Here is a 21,313-nt window from a genome sequence, read left to right as displayed (position 1 = left end):
TGTCAGGTATAGGGTTGATAAATCTGAATATAACAGTTCGCGTTATCTGTATTCAAAGTTACCAAAATATTTCTAAACCGGATTGGTTTTATCATAAGTTTTTGATCGCTTTTTTTAGGGTAAGATTCTCCATATCCATAATTTTTTTCTCTATTGATTTCCCTTTCTTTTTAAGCTTACTTTGCATATGATAAATATAATTCTTATTAATATGTTTTTATGATAATATAAAGTGATAGATTTAAAATAATTATGTATGGAAAAACACATGTTTGAAGAACTTTCTTTCCGGAAAGTTTTTAAGTTCATTTTAGCCTTGTTGTTGTTTTCCTGTGGTGCGTCGGGATATGCCGGAGTACTTGACAACCGGGTTGTAAAAGGAGTGGTTAAGGATGAAACCGGTGAACCGCTGCCGGCTGTTACCGTGGTGGTGAAGGGTACGACCAACGGTGTCACTACCGATATGGACGGTGAGTACACTTTGTCTAATGTTCCCGCCGGTTCCACACTGGTATTCTCTTTTTTGGGAATGCAGACACAGGAGATTGTGGTACGAAACCAGAAACGTATCGATGTGGAGATGAAAGAAGATGCTGTCAGCATTGACGAGGTGGTGGTAGTGGCATTCGGTACTCAGAAGAAGGAGAGTATGGTCAGTTCCATCGAGACGGTGAAGCCGGCTGCGCTGAAAGTGCCTTCGAGTAACTTGACTACCGCACTGGCCGGGCGTATGTCCGGTTTGATAGCTTACCAGCGTAGTGGAGAACCGGGACAGGACAATGCCGATTTCTTTATCCGTGGTGTGACGACTTTCGGTTATAAAAAAGACCCGTTGATCCTGATCGACGGTATCGAAACAACGTCTACCGAACTGGCTCGTTTGCAGCCGGATGATATCGCTGCTTTTTCTATCTTGAAAGATGCGACCGCAACCGCTTTGTATGGTGCACGTGGTGCTAACGGCGTTATTCAGGTGCAGACAAAAGAAGGAAAGGAAGGGCCGGCTAAGGTCAGTTTACGCGTGGAGAATTCATTTTCATCCAATACGTCGAATATAGAGCTGGCAGACCCGATCACTTACATGCAAATGGCCAATGAAGCGGCTGTTACACGTAATCCGTTGTCTCCGTTGGTCTATTCGCGCGAGAAGATTGCCAATACGATTGCGGGTAAGAATCCTTATCTGTATCCGGCCAACGACTGGCGTAAGTTGATGACTAATCCGCTTGTGGCAAACCAACGTGCCAATTTGAGTGTGAGCGGTGGTGGTAAGGTAGCCCGTTATTATATTGCGGCCACTTTCTCGAAAGATAATGGTAACCTGAAGAATGACAAGTATGCCGGTTATAAGAATAATATCGATTTGAGCACTTATCAGTTACGGTCGAATGTAAATATTAATCTGACAAAGACGACTGAGGCTATTGTGCGTCTGGCCGGTACGTTCGACGATTACACCGGTCCATTGGATGGCGGTGATACGATGTATAAGAAGATCATGGTTTCCAATCCGGTATTGTTTCCGGCTTATTATCCGTCTTCCGACCTGCCTTCTGCCAAGCACGTGTTGTATGGTAATGCACTGTACAATAACGGTGTGGAATACACGAACCCTTATGCCGAGTTGACAAAGGGATATAAAGATTATTCGAAATCGACGATGGACGCACAGTTCGAGTTGAAACAGGACCTGTCGTTCATCACGAAAGGATTGAATGTTCGTGGTCTGTTCAATACTTCCCGTTATGCCTATTTTGAGGTGGGACGTGCATCGAATCCTTATTTCTATAATGTAGGATCTTATGACAAGAATAGCTCGTATACCATCATGCAATTGAACGAAGATGCCAACCCGACGGAATATCTGGAGTCTACCGGTTCATGGACAGACGTACAGTCTACGGTCTATATGGAGGCGGCTATGTCTTACAACCGTTCTTTCGGTAATCATGATATAAGCGGTTTGCTGGTTTATCAACGTCGCGAAAAGAAGGTATCCAATATCACTGACGATTCGGGGAAAGACAATTTGCAGAAATCGTTGCCTTACCGTAACCAGGGCTTATCCGGCCGTTTTACTTATGCATTCGACAATCGCTATATGGCTGAGTTTAACTTCGGGTACAACGGTTCGGAACGCTTTTACCGTTCGGAACGTTACGGTTTCTTCCCGGCTATCGGTGTCGGTTATGATATTTCGAACGAGAAGTTCTGGAAACCATTGAAAAAGGTTCTTCCCAAGTTTAAGTTGAAATATACCTATGGTCTGGTCGGAAATGATGCGATTGGTGACGAAGACGACCGTTTCTTCTATCTTTCCGAGGTGGATGCAAACGATGCCGGCAAGAGCTATAATTTCGGTACGGACTTCAATTATACAAAGAACGGTGTGACCGTGAGGCGTTATGATAACCGTGATATCACTTGGGAGAAAGCCTACAAATCGAATTATGGCGTAGAATTTACATTGTTCGACGGATTGAATATCCAAGCCGACTATTTTACGGAACACCGTACTAATATCCTGATGGATAGGGAGTCTATACCTTCTACAATGGGACTTTCGGCAAAGGTGCGTGCCAATGTGGGTGAAGCGAAAGCGCGTGGCTTGGACTTGTCGCTCGATTATAACAAGGCATACCGGAATGGCATGTGGTTGCAGGTGCACGGAAACTTCACCTATGCCCATAGCGAATTCCTGAAATATGAAGAACCGGAATACAATGAGAAGTACAAACTTCACGTCGGACAATCGTTAAATCAGGAATTCGGTTATATTGCCGAGCGTCTGTTCATTGACGATGCCGATGTGGCCAACTCTCCGAAGCAGACCTTTGGCGAATATGGGGCGGGTGATATCAAATACCGGGATGTAAACGGTGACGGACAGATTACCGAACTGGACCAAGTGCCTATCGGTTTTCCTACCGTTCCGGAAATCATCTACGGTTTCGGTTTCTCTTTCGGTAGCGCCCGTTTTGACGTTTCCGCTTTCTTCCAAGGGTCTGCCCGTTCCTCTTTCTGGATCGATGCAAAGAATACTTCTCCGTTTGTGCACGTATACGAGGATACCAATTGGGATAACACTTATATGTGGAAGGATATTCCTTTGCTGAAAGCTTATGCAGACAACCATTGGACAGAGACCAACCGGGACATTTACGCTTTGTGGCCACGCCTGAGTACGACCCGTATGGAGAACAATATCCAGAAAAGTACCTGGTTTATGCGTAACGGTGCTTTCCTGCGTATGAAGACGCTGGAAGTGGGATATACTTTCCCGGAGACATTGACGAAAAAGGCTTATATAAATTCGGCCCGTATCTATTGTAGCGGTAACAACCTGTTTGTTTTGAGCGGATTCAGCATGTGGGATATCGAAATGGGAGGTAATGGCCTGGGATATCCTATTCAACGGGTGATTAATATAGGTGTTCAATTAACTTTTTAAATGAAGGAGACGAAAGCAATGAAATATAATCTTAAAAATAAATTGAGAAATCTGGCATGTGTCTCGTTATTGACCGGCGGAATGTGGGGATTGAGTGCATGTAGTGACTATCTGGATGTCGTGCCCGATAATGTCGGTACGATCGAACATTCTTTCAGCAACCGTAATGAAGCCGAGAAGTATCTGTTTACCTGTTACTCATACATCCCTGAGTATCATAGCGAGCGTGCCAACGTGGGATTGATGGGAGGTGACGAGTTGGCTACTTTTTATCCCATCCAGAGTGGGGATGATTATGCAACCTGGCGTATCGGTTTGGGATATCAGAATGTGAACGATCCTTATATGAATTATTGGGATGGCGGTAATGGGGCAGCCCACAGCTTGTACGAAGGACTTCGTGATTGCAATACTTTCCTTACTTATGTTTCCGATCTGAACTATGTAGGTGATCTTGCACCTTCCATGCGGAAGAGATGGCTGGCGGAGGTAAAATTCCTGAAGGCTTATTATCACTATCTGCTGTTGCGTATGTATGGTCCGATTGTGATTATTAATGAGAATCTGCCTATCTCTTCCACACCCGAAGAGGTGCGCTTGAAACGTGCCCCGGTCGATAAGGTGGTGGCTTTTATTTCCGACCTGCTTGATGAAGCAAAAACAGATTTGCCTGTGAAAATAGATGATCAGGCAACCGAACTGGGGCGTATCACCCGTCCGGCCGCTTTGATGCTGAAAGCTAAGTTGCTGGTGATGGCAGCCAGCCCGTTGTTCAATGGAAATCCGGATTATGCCGATTTTACGAATAAAGACGGGGAGCATCTGTTTAGTCAGGAATACAGCGTACAGAAATGGATCGATGCCCAAGAGGCCTGTGAAGAAGCAATCGAGATGTGCGAACAGGGAGAGGGCGGTGTCAGCCCGGAGATCGTATTGCACGAAACCCATACGAACATGCTGTTCAGTGACCGGTTGAAACGGGAGTTGAGCTTGCGTGAATGCGTGACGGAGAAATGGAACGATGAACTGATCTGGGGATTGTCCGGTCGTCCGGTAAGCGGCTTGCAGCAGTCTTGTATGTCACGTGTCGGTAAATATCCGTCGAATATGCACGGTGCTTCCGAGAAGATTAACCCGACCATGTATGTTACGGAATTGTATTATACTAAAAATGGTATTCCTCTCGACGAGGATAAGGAGTGGGAATATGCCAACCGTCTGAAAGTGAAGAAAAATACCAGTAACACGGCGAATGAATTTTATCTGATACCGGATTACGAAACGGTGACTGCCAATTTCGACCGTGAACCTCGTTATTATGCCAATATCGGTTTTGACGGTGGTTTGTGGTATCAGAGTAACTGTGTTTCCGGAAACTCATCCGATATTTGGCAGTTGAAAGGACGTGCCGGTCAGGCACAAGGTATCTTAGGAGCTTACGGATATTCTAAAACAGGTTATTGGGCAAAGAAACTGGTCAATCTGGGTTTCGTAAACACAGAGAGCGGCTGGAACTCGGAACAGTATCCGTGGCCGGAATTTCGTTTGGCCGATCTGTATTTGCTGTATGCAGAGGCTGTGAATGAGGCTTCCGATTCGGAAGCGGCCCGTACTTTGGCAATCAGCTATGTCGATAAAATCAGAGAGCGTGCCGGTTTGTCGGGTGTAAAAGAATCTTGGGAAGAGCATTCGCGTAAACCGAATAAGTTCAGAACGCAGTTGGGATTACGGGAAATTATCCAGCGTGAACGCACCATCGAGCTGATGTTTGAAGGGCAGCGTTTCTGGGACGTCCGTCGTTGGAAGATTGCCGATAAAGAATATAACAAGACGCTGATGGCATGGAATCCCCGTGGCAAAACAGTGGATACTTATTATCAGCTCACTACGATGTATACGCAGCAGTTTGTGGCACCGCGCGATTACTTTTGGCCGATTAAAGAGAAATCGTTGGTAATCAATCCCAATCTGGTGCAGAATCCGGGATGGCAATAAATGGTTTTAGGATTAAAAACAGAAAGAAATATGAAATCAATAAAAATATATGCACTCGCTTTAGGGCTGTTGGCGGTCTTTGCCGGTTGTCAGAACGACGTTGTGAAGCCTTTGGAAAACGACAAGGAAGCACCGGCGCCGGTACGTGATGTTACTTATACAAAGATGTCCGGTTCGGTACTTCTTACCTATACCCTGCCTTCGGATCCGGACTTGCTTTATGTGGCGGCGAGTTATACGAACAAGGCAGGAAAGAAATACGAATTCAAGGCTTCCTACTTCACCAATACATTGCTTGTAGAGGGTTTTGGAGATACGGACACTTATTCGTTGGATGTATATGCCGTGGATCGCAGTGAAAATTATTCGGAACCGGTGAATATACAGGTTGCGGCAGATACGCCTCCGGTGCAGGCTGCTTACGAAACATTGGAGGTACAACCGGACTTCGGCGGAATGACTTTCTCATTTGACAATGCTTCGAAAGCCGACCTCACAGTGTACGTCTCTACTCCGAATGCAGACAATGAAATGGTCAATGCGGAGACTTTCTATACAGGATTGGCGAAAGCGACTTTCTCTGTACGTGGTTTTCTGGATGTTCCCCGTGATTTTGAGATCTGTTTTGAAGATAAATGGGGAAACAGATCTCCGGTGAAAAAGGAAAACCTGACTCCGATATACGAGGCCGAACTCGATAAGAAGAAGTTTAAAGAAGTTATTTTGCCGGGCGATTTCCCCTGTACTTTCTATGAGAGCAAGATGGAATACATCTGGGACGGACGGGCGGCAGCCGATGGTGACGGACAAACCGGCGCTCATACGGGTATCGAAGAACACGATGGCCCTACCTGGTTCACTTTCGATCTCGGTGTGCTGGCCAAGTTGAGTCGTTTCAATTTGAAATTCGTGCAAGACGATAAGCACTTCTATAATGACGTTTCTCCGAAGATCTATGAAGTCTGGGGATGTGCGGAATTGGATAAATCCGGAAGTTGGGACAGTTGGACAAAACTGCTTCATATTGAGAATGAAAAGCCGTCCGGCCTGCCGGGAAGCGAACTGACCGAAGACGACCGTCTGGCCGCCAAGGAAGGGGATAACGCGAATTTCCCGTTGGATGCACCGCGTGTACGCTATATCCGCATTAAGTGTATCGATAACTGGACCGGTAACTCGAATATGACGTTTACGGAAGTTACTTTCTGGGGAAATGATAAATCGGAAACGAATAATTGATAAATGCTTGAATTATGAAATTGATAGTTAAATATATATCGGCAATAGGAGTGTTGCTTTTGTTGCTTGGCAATTTTTCCTCTTGCACCAAGATGGATGATTATCTGAAGTATACAGATGGAAAGGAAATACTGTATATCGGCAAGCCGGAGGCGATGCAGATGCGTTCGGGCAGGGAACGTGTACAGTTCTACGGTATTCTGATCGATCCGAAGATTACCCGGCTGCGTATCACTTACAACATGGGAAAGGATGTGATCGACCTGCCCGTTCAGCGTCAGGAGGGAGCGGAAGTGTTTACATATGATATTCCGTTGAAAGAGGGTATTTATAACTTTGTAGTACAGACTTTTGATGATGAAGGACATGCTTCCGTACCGGAATCGCTGATCGGTTCTTCTTACGGCTCGATCTATGAGAGCACATTGTACAACCGGGGCATTTCGTCTGTGAAATGTGAGAACAACTCTACCACGATTAGCTGGTCTACTGCCGATAGCCATTCTCCGTACGTCCATATCTGGTATACGGACGTCAATGAGCAGGAACGTATGGTTCAGGTAGAACAGAGTGAACAGGAAACCGTTTTAGAGGAGTACAAATCGATGAGTGGTTTCAGAATGAAAACTTATTATCTGCCGGATACGGCTGCTGTGGATATCTTTGACATTGAGGCGAATGTGGAGGCGGATGAAACATTGACGGGGACTGTGATGAAGAATGCTACCGAACCGTTTGCGCGTCAGGATGAGGGGACAGAAAAGAGCGGTGTATTGAAAGATTGGGAATATACTCCTAATCTGCTTACTCAAAACGGCGGTCGTACGGGAACTTTCTATGAGGCTTCTGCCGGTAAGACATTTATCAATATGTCTACTCTCAATTATGACAGTGCCATTGAAAACGGTAAAATCTGGCAAAAGGTGACCTTGCCTGCCGGAACCTATGAATTCTCCTTTAATGTGAATACCTCTAAGGGGAATAATCTGAACCCGTATGGCGCTGTGGTGGTGGCAGATGTTTTTCCGGATACCGATCAGGTAGCGGCTACCGCTTTGGCTTCTGTCAATTGGGGGCGTACTACCGGTACAAAGACTTTGAGTTTCACATTGGATGAAGAAACAACGCTTTTGTTGGGTTGGGTAGCCAGTATGGGAGAAAAGAGCGCGGATATCCGTATCAATGCCGTTGCTCTGAACAAGATTCATAAAATAAACACGATAGAGAAAGAAGTAGAATAACATTTTAGGATACAGGTATGAAAACAAGGAAACTTTTGATCGCCCTCGTATTAGGTATGGGAACTGCCACCGCTTGGGCCGGAGAAACGGAGGAGAAACCTTTGTATAAAGACTCTCTGGCGCCTATCGAGAGCCGGGTAGAGGATTTGCTGAGGCGTATGACGCTTCATGAAAAAACATTGCAGTTGCAGAATAGGCCTGTCGGGAGAATAGATGAGATAGAATCCATCTTTCAAGGGCAGAGCTATGGTTGCACACACGAAATGGGAAAGACTGCCGAAGAGTGTGCGGGCATCTATAATGAATTGCAAAAGTATATGCTTACCAAGACCCGTCTGGGAATTCCTATCCTGACAGCCGTGGAGGGTATTCAAGGAATCCTTCAGAATAATTCGACTCTTTTCCCACATTCCATTGCGCAGGGGAGTACTTTCAATCCGGAACTGATTGAGCGTATGACGGATGCCGCCGGTAAGGAGGCTGCGGCAATGGGAATCCACCAGGTACTTTCACCGGTATTCGACATTGCCCGTGAATTACGTTGGGGAAGAGTAGAGGAGACCTATGGAGAAGATCCTTTCCTTATCTCGGAAATGGGAATTGGCTTTGTGAAAGGATACCAGAAACATCAGATAACCTGTACGCCCAAACATTTCGTGGCTCACGGAACACCGGCCGGTGGTCTGAATTGCGCTTTTGTCAGTGGCGGTGAACGGGAATTCCGGAGTATCTATCTTTACCCTTTTGCCCGTGTGATTAAGGAGACGAATCCGTTGTGCATCATGAGTTGTTACAGTGCATATGATGGCATACCCGTGTCGGCTTCTCCTTACTATATGACGGATGTGCTGCGTGATGAATTGGGCTTTAAAGGGTATGTTTATTCCGACTGGGGGTCTGTGGACCGGGTGATGACTTTTCATTATGCCGTCCCCACCCGTGAAGAGGCTGCAAAGGTTTCGTTGATTGCCGGTGTGGATCTGGACGTGGATTCGGATTATGAAACGTTGGAGCAACAGGTGAAAGAGGGCAAAATCGATGAAGCTTATATCGATAAGGCGGTTCGTCGTGTTTTGTACGTGAAGTTTGCTTTGGGCTTGTTCGACCGTCCTTATTACGGTGACCCGAAACTGGTGAAAAAGGTGGTTCGCTCGGACAAACACATTGCATTGGCAAAAGAGGTAGCCGACGAAAGCACTATTCTGTTGGAAAATAAGAATAATATCCTTCCGCTCGATTTGTCTAAATATAAATCTATTGCCGTAGTAGGCCCGAATAGCAATCAGACTGTTTTCGGTGATTATTCCTGGACAACACCGGATACCAAAGAGGGGGTGACGTTGTATCAGGGATTGCAGCAAGTACTGGGTAAAAAGAAAACCATTTTGCAGGCGGATGGCTGTAACTGGTGGAATCGGGCGGATAGTAAAGACATAGAGCAGGCTGTGAAAGCCGTAGAGCAGAGTGATCTGGCTATTGTGGCGGTAGGTACGCGCAGTACGTTTCTGGGTCGTGGTCCTCGTTACTCGACAGCCGGTGAAGGCTTCGACCTTTCTTCTCTGGAGCTTCCCGGAAACCAATCGGAACTGTTGAAAGCCGTTAAGGCCACGGGCAAACCGATGATTGTCGTTTTGATATCCGGTAAGCCGTTGGTAATGAGCTGGGCGAAAGAAAATGCGGATGCAGTGCTGGTGCAATGGTATGCAGGAGAGCAGCAGGGACGCTCGCTTGCCGATATTCTGGTAGGGAATGTCAATCCTTCGGGACGCGTGAATGTGTCGTTTCCGAGGAGTACGGGTAACACGCCTTGTTTCTATAATTATTATCCTACGGACCGTGTGCAGCGTTTTGACCGTCCGGGCACCTATGAAGAACCTGCCGGGCATTATATTTTTGAACATCCGTATGCACTTTGGGAGTTTGGTTATGGATTGAGCTATACGAACTTCAATTATTCCGGATGTACATTGAATGACTCCATTTACTCCGATCAGGGTACGATTGTGGCCACAGTAGAGGTGGAAAATACCGGAAAGCGGGATGGAAAAGAGGTGGTTCAGCTTTATGTCCGCGATAAGATCAGTTCGGTATCTACTCCTATCAAGCAATTAAAGGCTTTTAAGAAAGTATTTATTAAAGCCGGAGAGAAGAAAAAAGTGACTTTGGAAGTACCGATGTCCGAACTGGCCCTTTACGATGTCCGGATGAAACCTGTGGTGGAACCGGGTGAGTTTGAAATACAGATAGGAAGTTCTTCCGACCGTATTCATTTTAATAAAACGATTCTGGTAAAATAATCGGTCGGTAAGGTTGCTCAAAAGATAAAATCCGGTTCCGGATAACAGAATATCACTTGGGATTTACCCCCTTCACTACATTCACCCTTCACTCTGTATCTCCTTGTTCAAGGGGGATACGGGGTGAAGGGTTTTTGCAACCGTGCAAAAGCTGTCCGAACACGGTGCCCGTAGGAGCTAAGGACCGTTTGTAGGATTCGTAAGAACGCATCCCAGCGCACCTTCACCCTGTATCTCCGATGAATAAACCGATTGAGAAAAAAGGTGAAGGGGGTGAAAGGGGTAAAAACATACTGAATGCAGCTTATTTTGCAGAATAGATTCTGTTTATGAAAAAGATGTGCGTCTTTTAGAAAAATTTGCTACGTCTTTGGGGAACTTCTCATACAGTGTTTTGAGTTCTGTTTCGTATTGACATATAGACTAATTGTTAATGGCAATCCTGACCTTTGAACTCAATATTTCCAGTTTGGATATGATATATTAAAGTCCAAAAAGGGGGATCGTAGAAAGCAGGAATAGGTTCTTTGTAAGAAAACCTTTTTTTAGTTTTAGTTTTTGATATAATATTAGGAGGTATTTCTCCATGTAACCAGTAATAAAAATCATTATACTTAAAAAAAACTATAGATTTTTCTGCTGGTATATCCTCAAGACTTAAACAGATCGAATAACTCGTACTGTCTATTGCCTTAAAAAGTATGAAAAAATTTTTCCACTTACTATCTTTCTTTACTCCACATCCTTTTTGAGAAAATAATACAGTGTTTAAATTAGTAATAAAAGTACTGTCAATTTGCAATTCAGGTAATGCGAATGTATGAGTTTTTTGTGTCATATTTGGAGGGGTAAACTTTTCGTTTTTTTGTGCTTGAATTACGGTTACACCTCCAATGAGCAAAAATAACAAAATCTTTTTTTTAACGTCCATATTGACTCCTTATTGAATTAGGTTCATATTTAATATATGATTTCTTGCCAGGTAGATAAATATTAAATACTGGCCTGCTTAATCCGCCTGCTTGACGATGATTAGTTATTGAACGAGAAAAAGAAACATCTCCCCATTCTCCAACTTCTGCTCCGGTAGTGGGATGGGCAAAAGAATCCATATTTGACCGTTAATTGTTATAACCTCATATACTCTAAAGGTATGCTTTTCTAAAATATTTAGAAGTGACTGGTTAATTTCCAAATGAGCTTTTGTTGCTCTTTTGTAAATGGCAACAACTTGCGGAACTTTCTTGATTTTTGAGCTTTTTTATATGCAGTCATTGTCGAAATATTAAACTCTAATTTTTCATTATGACTCTTATCATATAATGCAAAGTAGTAATAAATGGCGGAGTATTCAGAGGTTTGAATATTATATGTTACTTTATCATGTTTTGTCCATGCAAATAAAGAACTTAACCGCTTATCCGTCAAATCAAATTTATAGGTATTTAGGATTCCTTTGTCTTTTTCTCCTTGATATACTTCAAAAGAGGAATCGCCTTCTTTTATAATGAGAAAAAGAGACTGACCGATAAAATAACCACCATAAGCGTAACCGGTTAAAGTTTTTTCCAAATTATTATCGGTGATTATTTCTTTAATAATTCTCCTACCAGCTTTATATTCATCATAAATATTAATAGTCTGGGCATTAGCTATCCCAGACAACCAGACTGGAACTGCTAAATATATCAATAAAACATTTGAAAGGAACTTCATATCGTAATTTTATCTAAATCCTGGTAGAATAGATGGATTCGGAATTATAACTCTTGGTCCATGATTACTACCGTTATTAATATAGCCAATCCCCATAACACGTAAAATTAAGTTTTCAGTCCGAATTGCATCAATGTGTTGATTCGCTTGTCCCCGTCCTAGTGATAGTGAACGACCATGCCCAATTACTTCATGTCCGGTCGTTACAGCTCGCCCGTTAGGATGCTTACTACCAACAATGATTGAGTGCGTTCCATTAGATGTCTGTACTGTTAGGCCATCACCGCCAAAATTAGATATTAAAGCAACTGGAATTCCTCCGTTTGCTTCAATAATCGTAGGCATAGGAAGTCCGGCTTTTGCAAATTCTCCAGAAAAAGCACTCTCTCCTCTACTTGATATTATTCCACCTTCTGCTGTATACTCAGTGTTTAAATTAGTAATAAAAGTACTGTCAATTTGCAATTCAGGTAATGCGAATGTATGAGTTTTTTGTGTCATATTTGGAGGGGTAAACCTTTCGTTTTTTTGTGCTTGAATTACGGTTACACCTCCAATGAGCAAAAATAAAAAAATCTTTTTTTTAACGTCCATATTGACTCCTTGTTGGTTTACAATAAGTATCATACATGTCTCTAAAAAAGAATCTATCACTAATATAATGATAAATCCAAAAAGAATAGGTGTCGTTATAGTAGTTTATGACAACATTATTGGTTTCTATATAATAAGAAATTTGCTTCTTTTGGTTTGTGTTGATGAATAATGAATTCTTATATCTTTCTACAAGAAACAAATGTCCGGCATATTCAAAGCACTTCTCATCCAATTCTAATCTGGTTAATATTGAACCTATCGCGCGATTTACACTTCATCAATAGAATCGTTAAGGTTACGGGAATAAATGTTAAAAATTAAGTTGGGAGTATAGTAAACACATTGTTGCTCATGTTTGATTATACAATCAAGAATAGGTAGTAATTTTTTATTTTTTTTACTTCCAAAACCTCCAAGTAGGCTGTATGACTGACTGCCTCTAATCTCAATGATAAACAAAGGCTGACTACAGTTAATAGTAGTGAGGAATAGCATATCTTCATATCCATTTTTTATAGATTGATTACCTGTGGAATTTAATTTACCTTTCAAGTTTTTTTTAATCACAAAACAGTATTTACTACGATAAATACTATTTGAAATAATCAATATAAATAACTATCCATCTGTTTTGGCGTTTTTCTAATCCGTAAGTTATCTTTTTTATAGAACTGTTTGTATTCCTTGCTTTGAAACAAACGACCGCATTATTTTCTGTTATAGTTTCTTCTATGTTATAGTCATAATATTTAAAATCGTTTGAGATTTTTTTGTCTTTACCGAGATTGTATTGAAGTTTTATTGTTCTTTTCCAATCCGATTCAGGATTTTCTAACCCTAATTTTGAATATACCTGTATTACATCTATGTATTGTATTGCTTCTTCAAAAGCCAAACTTTGTTCTGCAGATACTAATTTCACCACCGTTACAAATGGGGTTTCTAAAATTGTGGATTTATTTTCGGTACAAGAAAGCATTATCAACGCAGATATAATTATATAAGATTTTAAATGTCTATTTTCCATAATATTGCAAATAAGGTTTAGCAACAACAGATTTTGGCCCCTTTATATTTGTAGCACCTGGTAATGCCATTGTAGCATTGTATAAATTGTTTGGTGCTACAACTCTTGTGTCGTTATATATAAACCTTAAAGCACCTGGGATTTTCACAAACTGGCTGGCATCTAATGTTGGAAATACCTGTTTTAAAGCATTTTCGGCAAATGTAGAACAATTAAAACTGCTAGCATTATATGCTTTTCCCGAATTTGATGTATTAGAAGCATAACCTTGAATTTTTGTATCTTGGTCGTAAGTTGTATTTATCTGCACAATTCCATCAGCAGCTCTGCCTTCAGCACTAACACTTCCACTTCTCAATCCTGTTGGATCTTTTGTTTGTAAATCAGATAAACTATTGATTGTCACCCCTTTCGAGTAATCAGATTTTACATTGCTTTGTAACTCAGTTTTTCCTACAGGACTATTGGGCCACAAATCGTAATATGTCATAGTCCCATCTTTGACCATTTCATAAGTGGGATTTCCTTTACTGTCTAATACGACATTTCCTTTCTTATCTCTGACTTCTTGTTGTTTATAGTTATCAATTGCAATTCCAGCATGTCCAGTTTCGTTATTTCCTGAAAACCAAATCAATAGATAGCTGTCTTTTCCATCTGGATCAATAACATTTACGGGATTATTAAAACAATAGGCATAGGGACTAATACTATAGTACTTTTCAGCATGTGGATCAATCGACATAAATTTTTTCTCATTTGGGTTGAGGATAATTGATTTAAGCACACTGTCGCTCTCATTTAATAAATTCAAAGACAAGGTGTTTTTATCAAACTCAATGCTATGTATTTTGCTATTTGAGTCCGAATTTACTACTTTGAATTTCGTTTCGGGCATTTCAATCATTGATTTTACACTCTGTTCCGGTGCAAAATTGTCATAAGGAGTCTGTGCCAAAGCACTCAACGCAAAAAACGTTATTATGCTCAAAAATAAAATTTGCCTTTTCATAATGTATACTGATTTATGTTATTTCTCTGTATTCAATTTTGTCTGTTTCACTTTTATATCATTGACCATCTTTTCATAATCTTCAGGTTTTATTGTAGAGTAGCCAATTTTCGAAAGATATTGGAACGTGGAATCCATTGCTTCAAATTCTCTCATAAGTTCCGGATAATTAATAATGTCTCTATATCCTTTCAGTCCCATATCGATTATTTTACTGTCTAATCGGAATTTTAAATCGTTTCCTTTGTTAGTTTGCAATTGGCTATTGGGATAGTACTGTAAACCAATGCTGTAACATTTCCTGATAAAATCATCTGAATATCTTCCTGTTTTATACTCATAATAGTTTAATAGGTCACATATGCAATATGCAACAGATTCAATATCTGACAATGATTTCATAAACAAACCGCTTTCTATAGCAATTTCGGAAACATTGAAGGTTTCCATAATAAAGCTTGATCGTGAAAAAGATCCGGTTGTCATTTCCAAATTCCACCAATTTCCTTTTTCATCCCTGTGCTTTACATAGCAGTGCATAGGAGCAATTGCTATAAATGCCTCTACATTCACTTCATTGGCCAAAATCTTATAAAGAAAAGGTAAGGACCTACAATTGCCTCTTTTGGTTTTTAAAAGGCGTGAAACTAAAGAACTTTCCAGATCCGAATCACTCATGAAATTTTCAAAATCATATTGATACGGTTTGAAGTTATTTTCCGGGATACTATCAGACATATAGGTAAATACAGCCCAATTTCCAGCGGTTTTATATTGTCTTAAATTGCGGTTGTCTATCATTTTATTAAGTATGGGCTTTATTCTCAATATTTCATTGTTATAATCCTCCCAACTCATTTTGCCTTCACAATAAGCATTCTCTACAAGAAAAACCGCCCTTTTAAAACTTAAAGGTTTTTCCCTTTTCAACATCTGGCTTATTTCATTTATAGCAATGTCGAAATGTTTCTGGATATTGGTAGGTACGGGATGAGATAAAGCCTTTTTGTTGGTATGAAAATCTGCCCATTTCTGACCTGAACCGAATGTTTGTGCATTTAATTGCAAAAATACAATAAAAGGCAATATATAAATTAATCTTTTCATATTCTACGAAGTCTATATGACCATAAATTCTTATTCAATTAACTTTATAAATTACATTGTTTTTTTATATCATGGGCATTTCATAATGAATTTATGTTGTTAGCAAAATTAGAAAAAAATATGAAATAAAATAGTGATTACATCATATTTTTTAAAAACTTCTATTTCAGTTACTTATTTGCTGAGTAAATTCCACTATGTGAAAAGAGAAGAAATTGTGCGAGATGAATTTTATATTGAATTCTGATTAAAAAAGTTAGTGCCCCTGCACTGCCGGAGGGCAGATACAGGGGCACAGGATACTAATGAAGAATTTTTATAAGATAGTACTTTCTCTTGACGGATTTTCTTATTGGGCACTAACCTCTATGATGCGGCTGCTTAAATCTTGTCCTGTGAACAGGCCGAGACCTACCGTCATCAGGTATTCTCCGGAATAAACCTGATCATCTCCTCCCAAGCTGGGCCATGCGCCCGGCATCAGGTTGATCTCTTTCACTTTATACATTCTGTTAGCTTCCAAGCCTTGCAGACGTACCGGAAGCAGCCGTTCTCCGTAGCGCGGATGGATATCGAAAGCAAATACGACTGCATTGCTTTTGTCCTTGCTGATGTACATGGAAGAGGTATGTTCGCGTTCACCTTCATAAGGAGATACGAGACGATAAAGGTCACCCTCTAAAATAACGGGTTTCAGGCGATTATATTCCTGTACGGCTTGGCGGCAATACGTTTGTTCGTCGTTTGTCAGATCATCCATTTTGATGTCGAACCCTAATTTGCACATCATGGCTACGTCGGTACGGAATTTGACACTGGTTTTCTTGTTCCATGTAGTCACGTGTGCACACAGGGTTTTGCTGGGGAATACCTGTGAGAATCCCCATTGGATGAACAGGCGTTCGATCGGATCGGTGTTGTCACTTGGCCAGAATTCTGTAAAGTACTTCAATGCCTCGAAGTCGGAACGTCCTCCGCCACCGGCGCAGAGCATCATCGGCAAGTTCGGATATTTGGCTTTGACGCGTTCAAGCACTTTATAGAGTCCGCGCACATAGTCTATATATAGATGTGTTTGTTTCCCTTTCAGGTAGGTTGAATAAATGTTGGTGATGGGGCTGTTGCAATCCCATTTAAAGAAAGCGATATCCGGATATTTTGTCATCAGTTGGTCTACTACGCCGAATACATGGTCTTGTACGGCCGGATTACTGAGGTCGAGTACCAATTGGTTGCGGAAATAATATTCTTCGCGATTGGGGAAACGGATCACCCAGTCTTTATGTTTTTCATAAAGTTCACTTTTTGGATTTACCATTTCCGGTTCGATCCAGATACCGAACTTGACTCCTTGTTTCTTTGCTTCGGCAGTCAACTTACCGATGCCGTTAGGCAGTTTGTCGGCGGTTTCCGTCCAGTCGCCCAAACCTTGATGATCACTGCTGCGCGGGTATTTATTGGCAAACCATCCGTCATCCAGCAGGAACATGTCTACACCTAAATGTTTGGCTTCGCCGATAAGAGCAACTAATTTATCTTCGTTGAAATCAAAATAAGTAGCTTCCCAGTTGTTGAGCAGCGTCATGCGTGTTTCGTCTCCGGCTTTCACCTGATAGCGGCGCGCCCAGTCGTGGAAATTGCGGCTGGCCTGTCCCTTACCGTCCAAACTATAGGTAAAGTAGAAATCCGGTGTACGGAACACTTCATTCGCCGGCAGGCTGTACTCCGATGCATAAGGGTTGATACCACTGATGACGCGCAGATGATTCTGATGATCTACTTCGAAAGTAAAACGGAAGTTACCGGTCCATCCTAAAGTACCTACCAATACCTCACCGGCATTTTCTTCCGATGGATTATCCAGTGATACCTGGAAGAAAGGGGATACGAACATGTTGGCGCGTGCGCCTAATTTGGTGTCGATTACTTTTTTACCGTAGGCCAGTTCGCGTTCGGTGACATTGGCTTCGTGTGACCAGTCACCGCAAAATTCCGTCAGGAAGTATTTATTGCGGTTCAGATGCAACATGGATGAAGCATACTTCTGCAAGCTGACCGGTTTTTTTTCTTTGTGGCTGATTTCGCTGAATGTCTTGATGATGTTTTCGGCGGGATAGGCCACATAATGCAGTTTGACGGTGATCGGATACTGGTCGTCATTCAGAGTGATGACCGTTTCGGTAGCACCGTCTGTCAATTTTTGGCTGCTATGTGAGGTGTATTTCAGCAATGTCGAAGGATTGCCGTCATTGTGTACGATGTGCAGGGCCGGTTCATAATAATCTTCCAGACCGTGTGTCAGATAACCCTCTGTACCTTGGGGCAGATGACGGATGTCGGCTTCGTTGTGAAGTCGTTTCCCCAGATAGGATTGATAGAGCCGGCCGTTATCTCCTACGCGGAAAATAAGGCTGGTAGTTGCCGTCTCGATTTTTATTACTGGGTTATCTGCGGCATGGATGATGCCGGAGAGGCAGAGAAGTCCTGCCAGTAAAATCGCTTTTAATTTCATGGTATAAATACTATTTAGTTTGTAAATGAATTCTGCTGTTTTATTCATATTGCAAAGTAATCGGGTTTTTCTGCACAGGGAAATAGAGAAAAATACTTTGAATATGGATTATTTTGCTTTATTCATGTTATTCCGGAAAAACAGACAGGTATACAGTACGCCCCGGATAAGGCAAAGTTAGCCGTTTTGGAAGTTTTATACTGTTGTAAATTTGGCAATAAATGAGACTTTTGTAGCAATAATGCTGCATGGAAAGCACGTGGAGAGGGATTTTCTACATGTGAGCTATATTTTGCGTCATTTGTTAGATGAATGATCCGGCATAAAAAATGCACAGAAGTCACAGAGTTTACCATCTTTTGATTGTAACTCTGTGACCTCTGCACATTTCTGACGGGCGGACGGACCGGATCTTATTCTTTACTCTCTTTGGCTTTGAATGCCAATGCATAGAGTCGCATTTGTTTTACCATCGAAAGCAATCCGTTGCTCCGGGTAGGAGACAGGTGTTCTTTCAATCCTATTTTGTCTATAAAGTAAAGGTCGGCATTCAGAATCTCGTCCGGAGTATGCCCCGAAACGACTTTAATCAGTAGGGCTATGATGCCTTTTACGATCAGCGCATCGCTTTCGGCTTTGAATATAACTTTTCCGTCCACCTCATCCGCCTGCAACCACACGCGGCTTTGGCAACCTTCAATGAGGTTTTGCTCCGTTTTATATTTCTCATCGAGCGCTTCTTGCTCGTTTCCTAAGTCGATAAGTAATTGATAGCGGTCCATCCAGTCGTCGAAATCACTGAATTCCGCAATTACTTCGTCTTGTAATTCATTAATTGACATAGTTATAATATTTTGGTGGTCTTTCTTTCAAGAACCTCTCCACAGGAGAGGGGATCAAAGATGCTTTATGATTACCATCCGGTTACAGATCCAACTTTACTCCCTCTCCCACGGAGAGGGTCGGGGAGAGGCTTCCCCTCTCTTATTTCTCGTTGTAAATGACTCCCATCACCGTTTGTCCCACAGCCTTGAGGGTATTCCGGTCAATGTTGTCCATATCATCTTTGATTGTGTGCCATGTAGGATCGAACGAATATTCTCCTTCCGGGTCACAAGGGATGATGTCGATCGTCTTGATTCCGGCAATTTCGTTGATGAACAGGTGGTCGTCTGTAGCACCCCCCATTACTTCATCGATGAAATATTTTCCGTATCCCAATTCGTTAGCCTTTTTCCAGACTTTCCGGTTGACATCTTTGGCATATTTTTCGGAATAGCTTTCGCGATAGAAAGTAGGTTGCTGGCCGCCTACCATGTCGAGCAATATGCCGAAACGGGCGTTATACCCCGGCACATGCGGATTGCGTGCCCAGTATTGTGATCCCAGACACCAAGAGTCCTCCTGATGCTTGCCACTGGCCTGGTGCGTGCCGTAGTCTTCGGCATCGAGGAAGATGATATCGATACCGAGTTCGGGTTGTTGCTGTTGAATCTGACGGGCTATCTCAAGAAGTACTCCTACACCGCTTGCACCGTCATTGGCTCCTAAGATTGGCGTATAGTGGTTCTTTTTATCCGGATCATTGTCTGCCCAGGGACGGGTATCCCAGTGTGCAAAGAGGGCGATGCGCTTTTTATTTTCCGGCTTATAAGAACCGATAATGTTGCGTGCTTTCAGCAGGGTACCGTCATAGGCGATAAGATCGGCATACTGGTTGGTAACCGTAGCACCGAACTTTTCCAGTTGTCCGGCAAGATAGTTGCCGCAGGCCACATGCCCTTTGCTGTTGGGCACACGCGGTCCGAAATCGACCTGTTCTTTTACATATTGATAGGCACTGTCGGCATCGAACTGAGGTACCTGTATGGTGGCTACGGTCTCTTTCGTCATTTCGCTTGCTTTATTCTTGTTGCCGCAAGAAGAAAGTGACAGTGTGAAAAGTAATAATAACCCCACTAATGACATGATATAATTCTTTTTCATTTTAAGTAACTGTTGTATTATATCGGCAAAAGTAATGATTTTCACTGTAGTTTGCTTCTGCGGACATGGTTTATTAACAAATGAACTTTAATTCTGTTGCTTTCTTGCCGACATTCAATTCTACTTCCGCTCCGTTGATCAGAGGAAGATTGCGGGTGACGTGCCCTACCGGAAAGTCAAAACAGACCGGATAATCGTACTCTTTTACCAGATCGGCCAGTGCGGCGTATAGCTCTTTCCCTAATGAACGGTCTTCTTCATATTCCGTGAATTGACCGATGATGAGTCCGGAGAGCTTTTCAAGTACCCCTCCTAACTTCAAATTATACATCATACGCTCTATGGCATGCGGGCGTTCGCTGATGTCTTCGATAAACAGAATGCTGCCTTCGGGCGGAATGTCGTAAGGAGTGCCGCGCAATCCGTAAAATACGGCCATATTCCCCCCTCTCAGAATCCCCCGGGCGGTTCCCTGGCGGTTCAATTTGTGTTTCGGACAGGAGTATTCCGGTAACGTGCCGCTTAGAATATTTTTCAGATGCAGAGAACAGGGATCGTCTTCGGGTTCTACTGTCAGATGCCGTGCCATGGGGGCATGCAAAGAAGCAAAACCGTTGGATTGAATCAGATTGTGCAATGCTGTGATGTCACTGAATCCTATCAGCCATTTGGGGGATTCGCGAAAGAGGGTGAAATCCAGTGCCTGTACGAGGTGTACCGCACCGTATCCGCCACGACTGCAGAAAATGGCCTTTATCTCCGGGTCATTCATCATGCTTTGGAGGTCGCTCAAACGTTGCTTGACGGTTCCGGCATATCTACCGGAAGCACTGCCGGCGTGTTTGCCCATAATCACCTTCAGTCCCCAGGATTCCAATCGCTTTTTCGCTCCTTTCAGAAATGATTTGTCTATTTTGCTCGATGGAGAGACGATGGCGACTTTATCGCCTTCGTGCAAATAAGGGGGAAGAATCAGGCTGTTCATATGTTCGGTTATTTCTGCAAATGTACGTATTCACCGGATTATGACATAAGTTTTTAAAATAATTTTTCTTTCCATGACAAAATGTTATATAAACGCGTTATTTTTCTCCCTTACTATGCTGTATTTCTCAATCATTTTTCTGATATTT

At 42.4% G+C, this 21,313-nt stretch carries 16 protein-coding genes; 5 read left to right on the top strand and 11 right to left on the bottom strand.

Going from position 1 to position 21,313, the window contains the following annotated elements; translation table 11 throughout:
- The first annotated feature begins 256 nt into the window (after positions 1–256).
- The 5 genes from RB604_RS02735 to RB604_RS02715 are packed head-to-tail and all read left to right on the top strand — an operon-like array spanning position 257 to position 10,223.
- Complete coding sequence (locus RB604_RS02735) at positions 257–3,451, top strand: SusC/RagA family TonB-linked outer membrane protein (protein WP_055293725.1); 3,195 nt, start codon at positions 257–259, stop codon at positions 3,449–3,451.
- Positions 3,452–5,446: a RagB/SusD family nutrient uptake outer membrane protein gene (locus RB604_RS02730; RefSeq protein ID WP_007479911.1), complete on the top strand. Its 1,995-nt coding sequence runs from the start codon at positions 3,452–3,454 to the stop codon at positions 5,444–5,446.
- Between the two features lie 30 nt (positions 5,447–5,476).
- Positions 5,477–6,685 carry a DUF5000 domain-containing lipoprotein gene (locus tag RB604_RS02725; protein ID WP_055293985.1) on the top strand — a complete coding sequence of 403 codons (1,209 nt, stop codon included), beginning with the start codon at positions 5,477–5,479 and terminating at the stop codon, positions 6,683–6,685.
- 14 nt (positions 6,686–6,699) lie between these two features.
- The gene (locus RB604_RS02720; protein ID WP_021935645.1) at positions 6,700–7,926 is read left to right on the top strand and encodes a DUF4998 domain-containing protein; all 1,227 of its coding nucleotides are present in this window, start codon (positions 6,700–6,702) and stop codon (positions 7,924–7,926) included.
- Positions 7,927–7,943: 17 nt separating this feature from the next.
- A complete protein-coding gene (locus RB604_RS02715; RefSeq protein ID WP_021935644.1) occupies positions 7,944–10,223 on the top strand; it encodes a glycoside hydrolase family 3 N-terminal domain-containing protein in 2,280 nt (759 codons plus the stop codon).
- Between the two features lie 430 nt (positions 10,224–10,653).
- On the opposite strand, the gene RB604_RS02710 is transcribed toward RB604_RS02715, so the two are convergent.
- The 11 genes from RB604_RS02710 to RB604_RS02660 form a co-directional block, all read right to left on the bottom strand.
- Complete coding sequence (locus RB604_RS02710; protein ID WP_122282019.1) at positions 10,654–11,154, bottom strand: hypothetical protein; 501 nt, start codon at positions 11,152–11,154, stop codon at positions 10,654–10,656.
- A 239-nt stretch (positions 11,155–11,393) separates the two neighbouring features.
- Positions 11,394–11,939, bottom strand: coding sequence for a hypothetical protein (locus RB604_RS02705; RefSeq protein WP_007479922.1), 546 nt, complete (start codon positions 11,937–11,939; stop codon positions 11,394–11,396).
- A gap of 9 nt (positions 11,940–11,948) precedes the next feature.
- A complete protein-coding gene (locus RB604_RS02700; RefSeq protein ID WP_195587935.1) occupies positions 11,949–12,533 on the bottom strand; it encodes a hypothetical protein in 585 nt (194 codons plus the stop codon).
- A 270-nt stretch (positions 12,534–12,803) separates the two neighbouring features.
- Positions 12,804–13,088 (bottom strand): hypothetical protein, encoded by a 285-nt coding sequence (locus RB604_RS02695; RefSeq protein WP_224203521.1) that lies wholly within the window; start codon positions 13,086–13,088, stop codon positions 12,804–12,806.
- A 40-nt stretch (positions 13,089–13,128) separates the two neighbouring features.
- The gene (locus RB604_RS02690; RefSeq protein WP_224203520.1) at positions 13,129–13,563 is read right to left on the bottom strand and encodes a hypothetical protein; all 435 of its coding nucleotides are present in this window, start codon (positions 13,561–13,563) and stop codon (positions 13,129–13,131) included.
- Positions 13,553–14,575, bottom strand: coding sequence for an RHS repeat-associated core domain-containing protein (locus RB604_RS02685; RefSeq protein ID WP_005928816.1), 1,023 nt, complete (start codon positions 14,573–14,575; stop codon positions 13,553–13,555). The genes RB604_RS02690 and RB604_RS02685 overlap by 11 nt, the downstream gene beginning before the upstream one ends.
- Before the next feature lie 18 nt (positions 14,576–14,593).
- Positions 14,594–15,682: a hypothetical protein gene (locus RB604_RS02680; protein WP_055293723.1), complete on the bottom strand. Its 1,089-nt coding sequence runs from the start codon at positions 15,680–15,682 to the stop codon at positions 14,594–14,596.
- A 349-nt stretch (positions 15,683–16,031) separates the two neighbouring features.
- Positions 16,032–18,194 (bottom strand): alpha-galactosidase, encoded by a 2,163-nt coding sequence (locus RB604_RS02675; RefSeq protein ID WP_007479932.1) that lies wholly within the window; start codon positions 18,192–18,194, stop codon positions 16,032–16,034.
- A gap of 413 nt (positions 18,195–18,607) precedes the next feature.
- On the bottom strand, positions 18,608–19,036 hold the full coding sequence (locus RB604_RS02670; protein WP_005928823.1) for a SufE family protein: 429 nt from the start codon (positions 19,034–19,036) through the stop codon (positions 18,608–18,610).
- 142 nt (positions 19,037–19,178) lie between these two features.
- Positions 19,179–20,180 (bottom strand): M20 family metallopeptidase, encoded by a 1,002-nt coding sequence (locus RB604_RS02665; RefSeq protein WP_044093863.1) that lies wholly within the window; start codon positions 20,178–20,180, stop codon positions 19,179–19,181.
- A gap of 73 nt (positions 20,181–20,253) precedes the next feature.
- The gene (locus RB604_RS02660) at positions 20,254–21,165 is read right to left on the bottom strand and encodes a S66 peptidase family protein (protein WP_005928829.1); all 912 of its coding nucleotides are present in this window, start codon (positions 21,163–21,165) and stop codon (positions 20,254–20,256) included.
- Positions 21,166–21,313: the final 148 nt, after the last annotated feature.

Origin of the sequence: Bacteroides salyersiae (assembly GCF_031172035.1) — a bacterium.
Classification (GTDB): domain Bacteria; phylum Bacteroidota; class Bacteroidia; order Bacteroidales; family Bacteroidaceae; genus Bacteroides; species Bacteroides salyersiae.
This window is presented reverse-complemented; position numbering and strand designations above follow the sequence as displayed.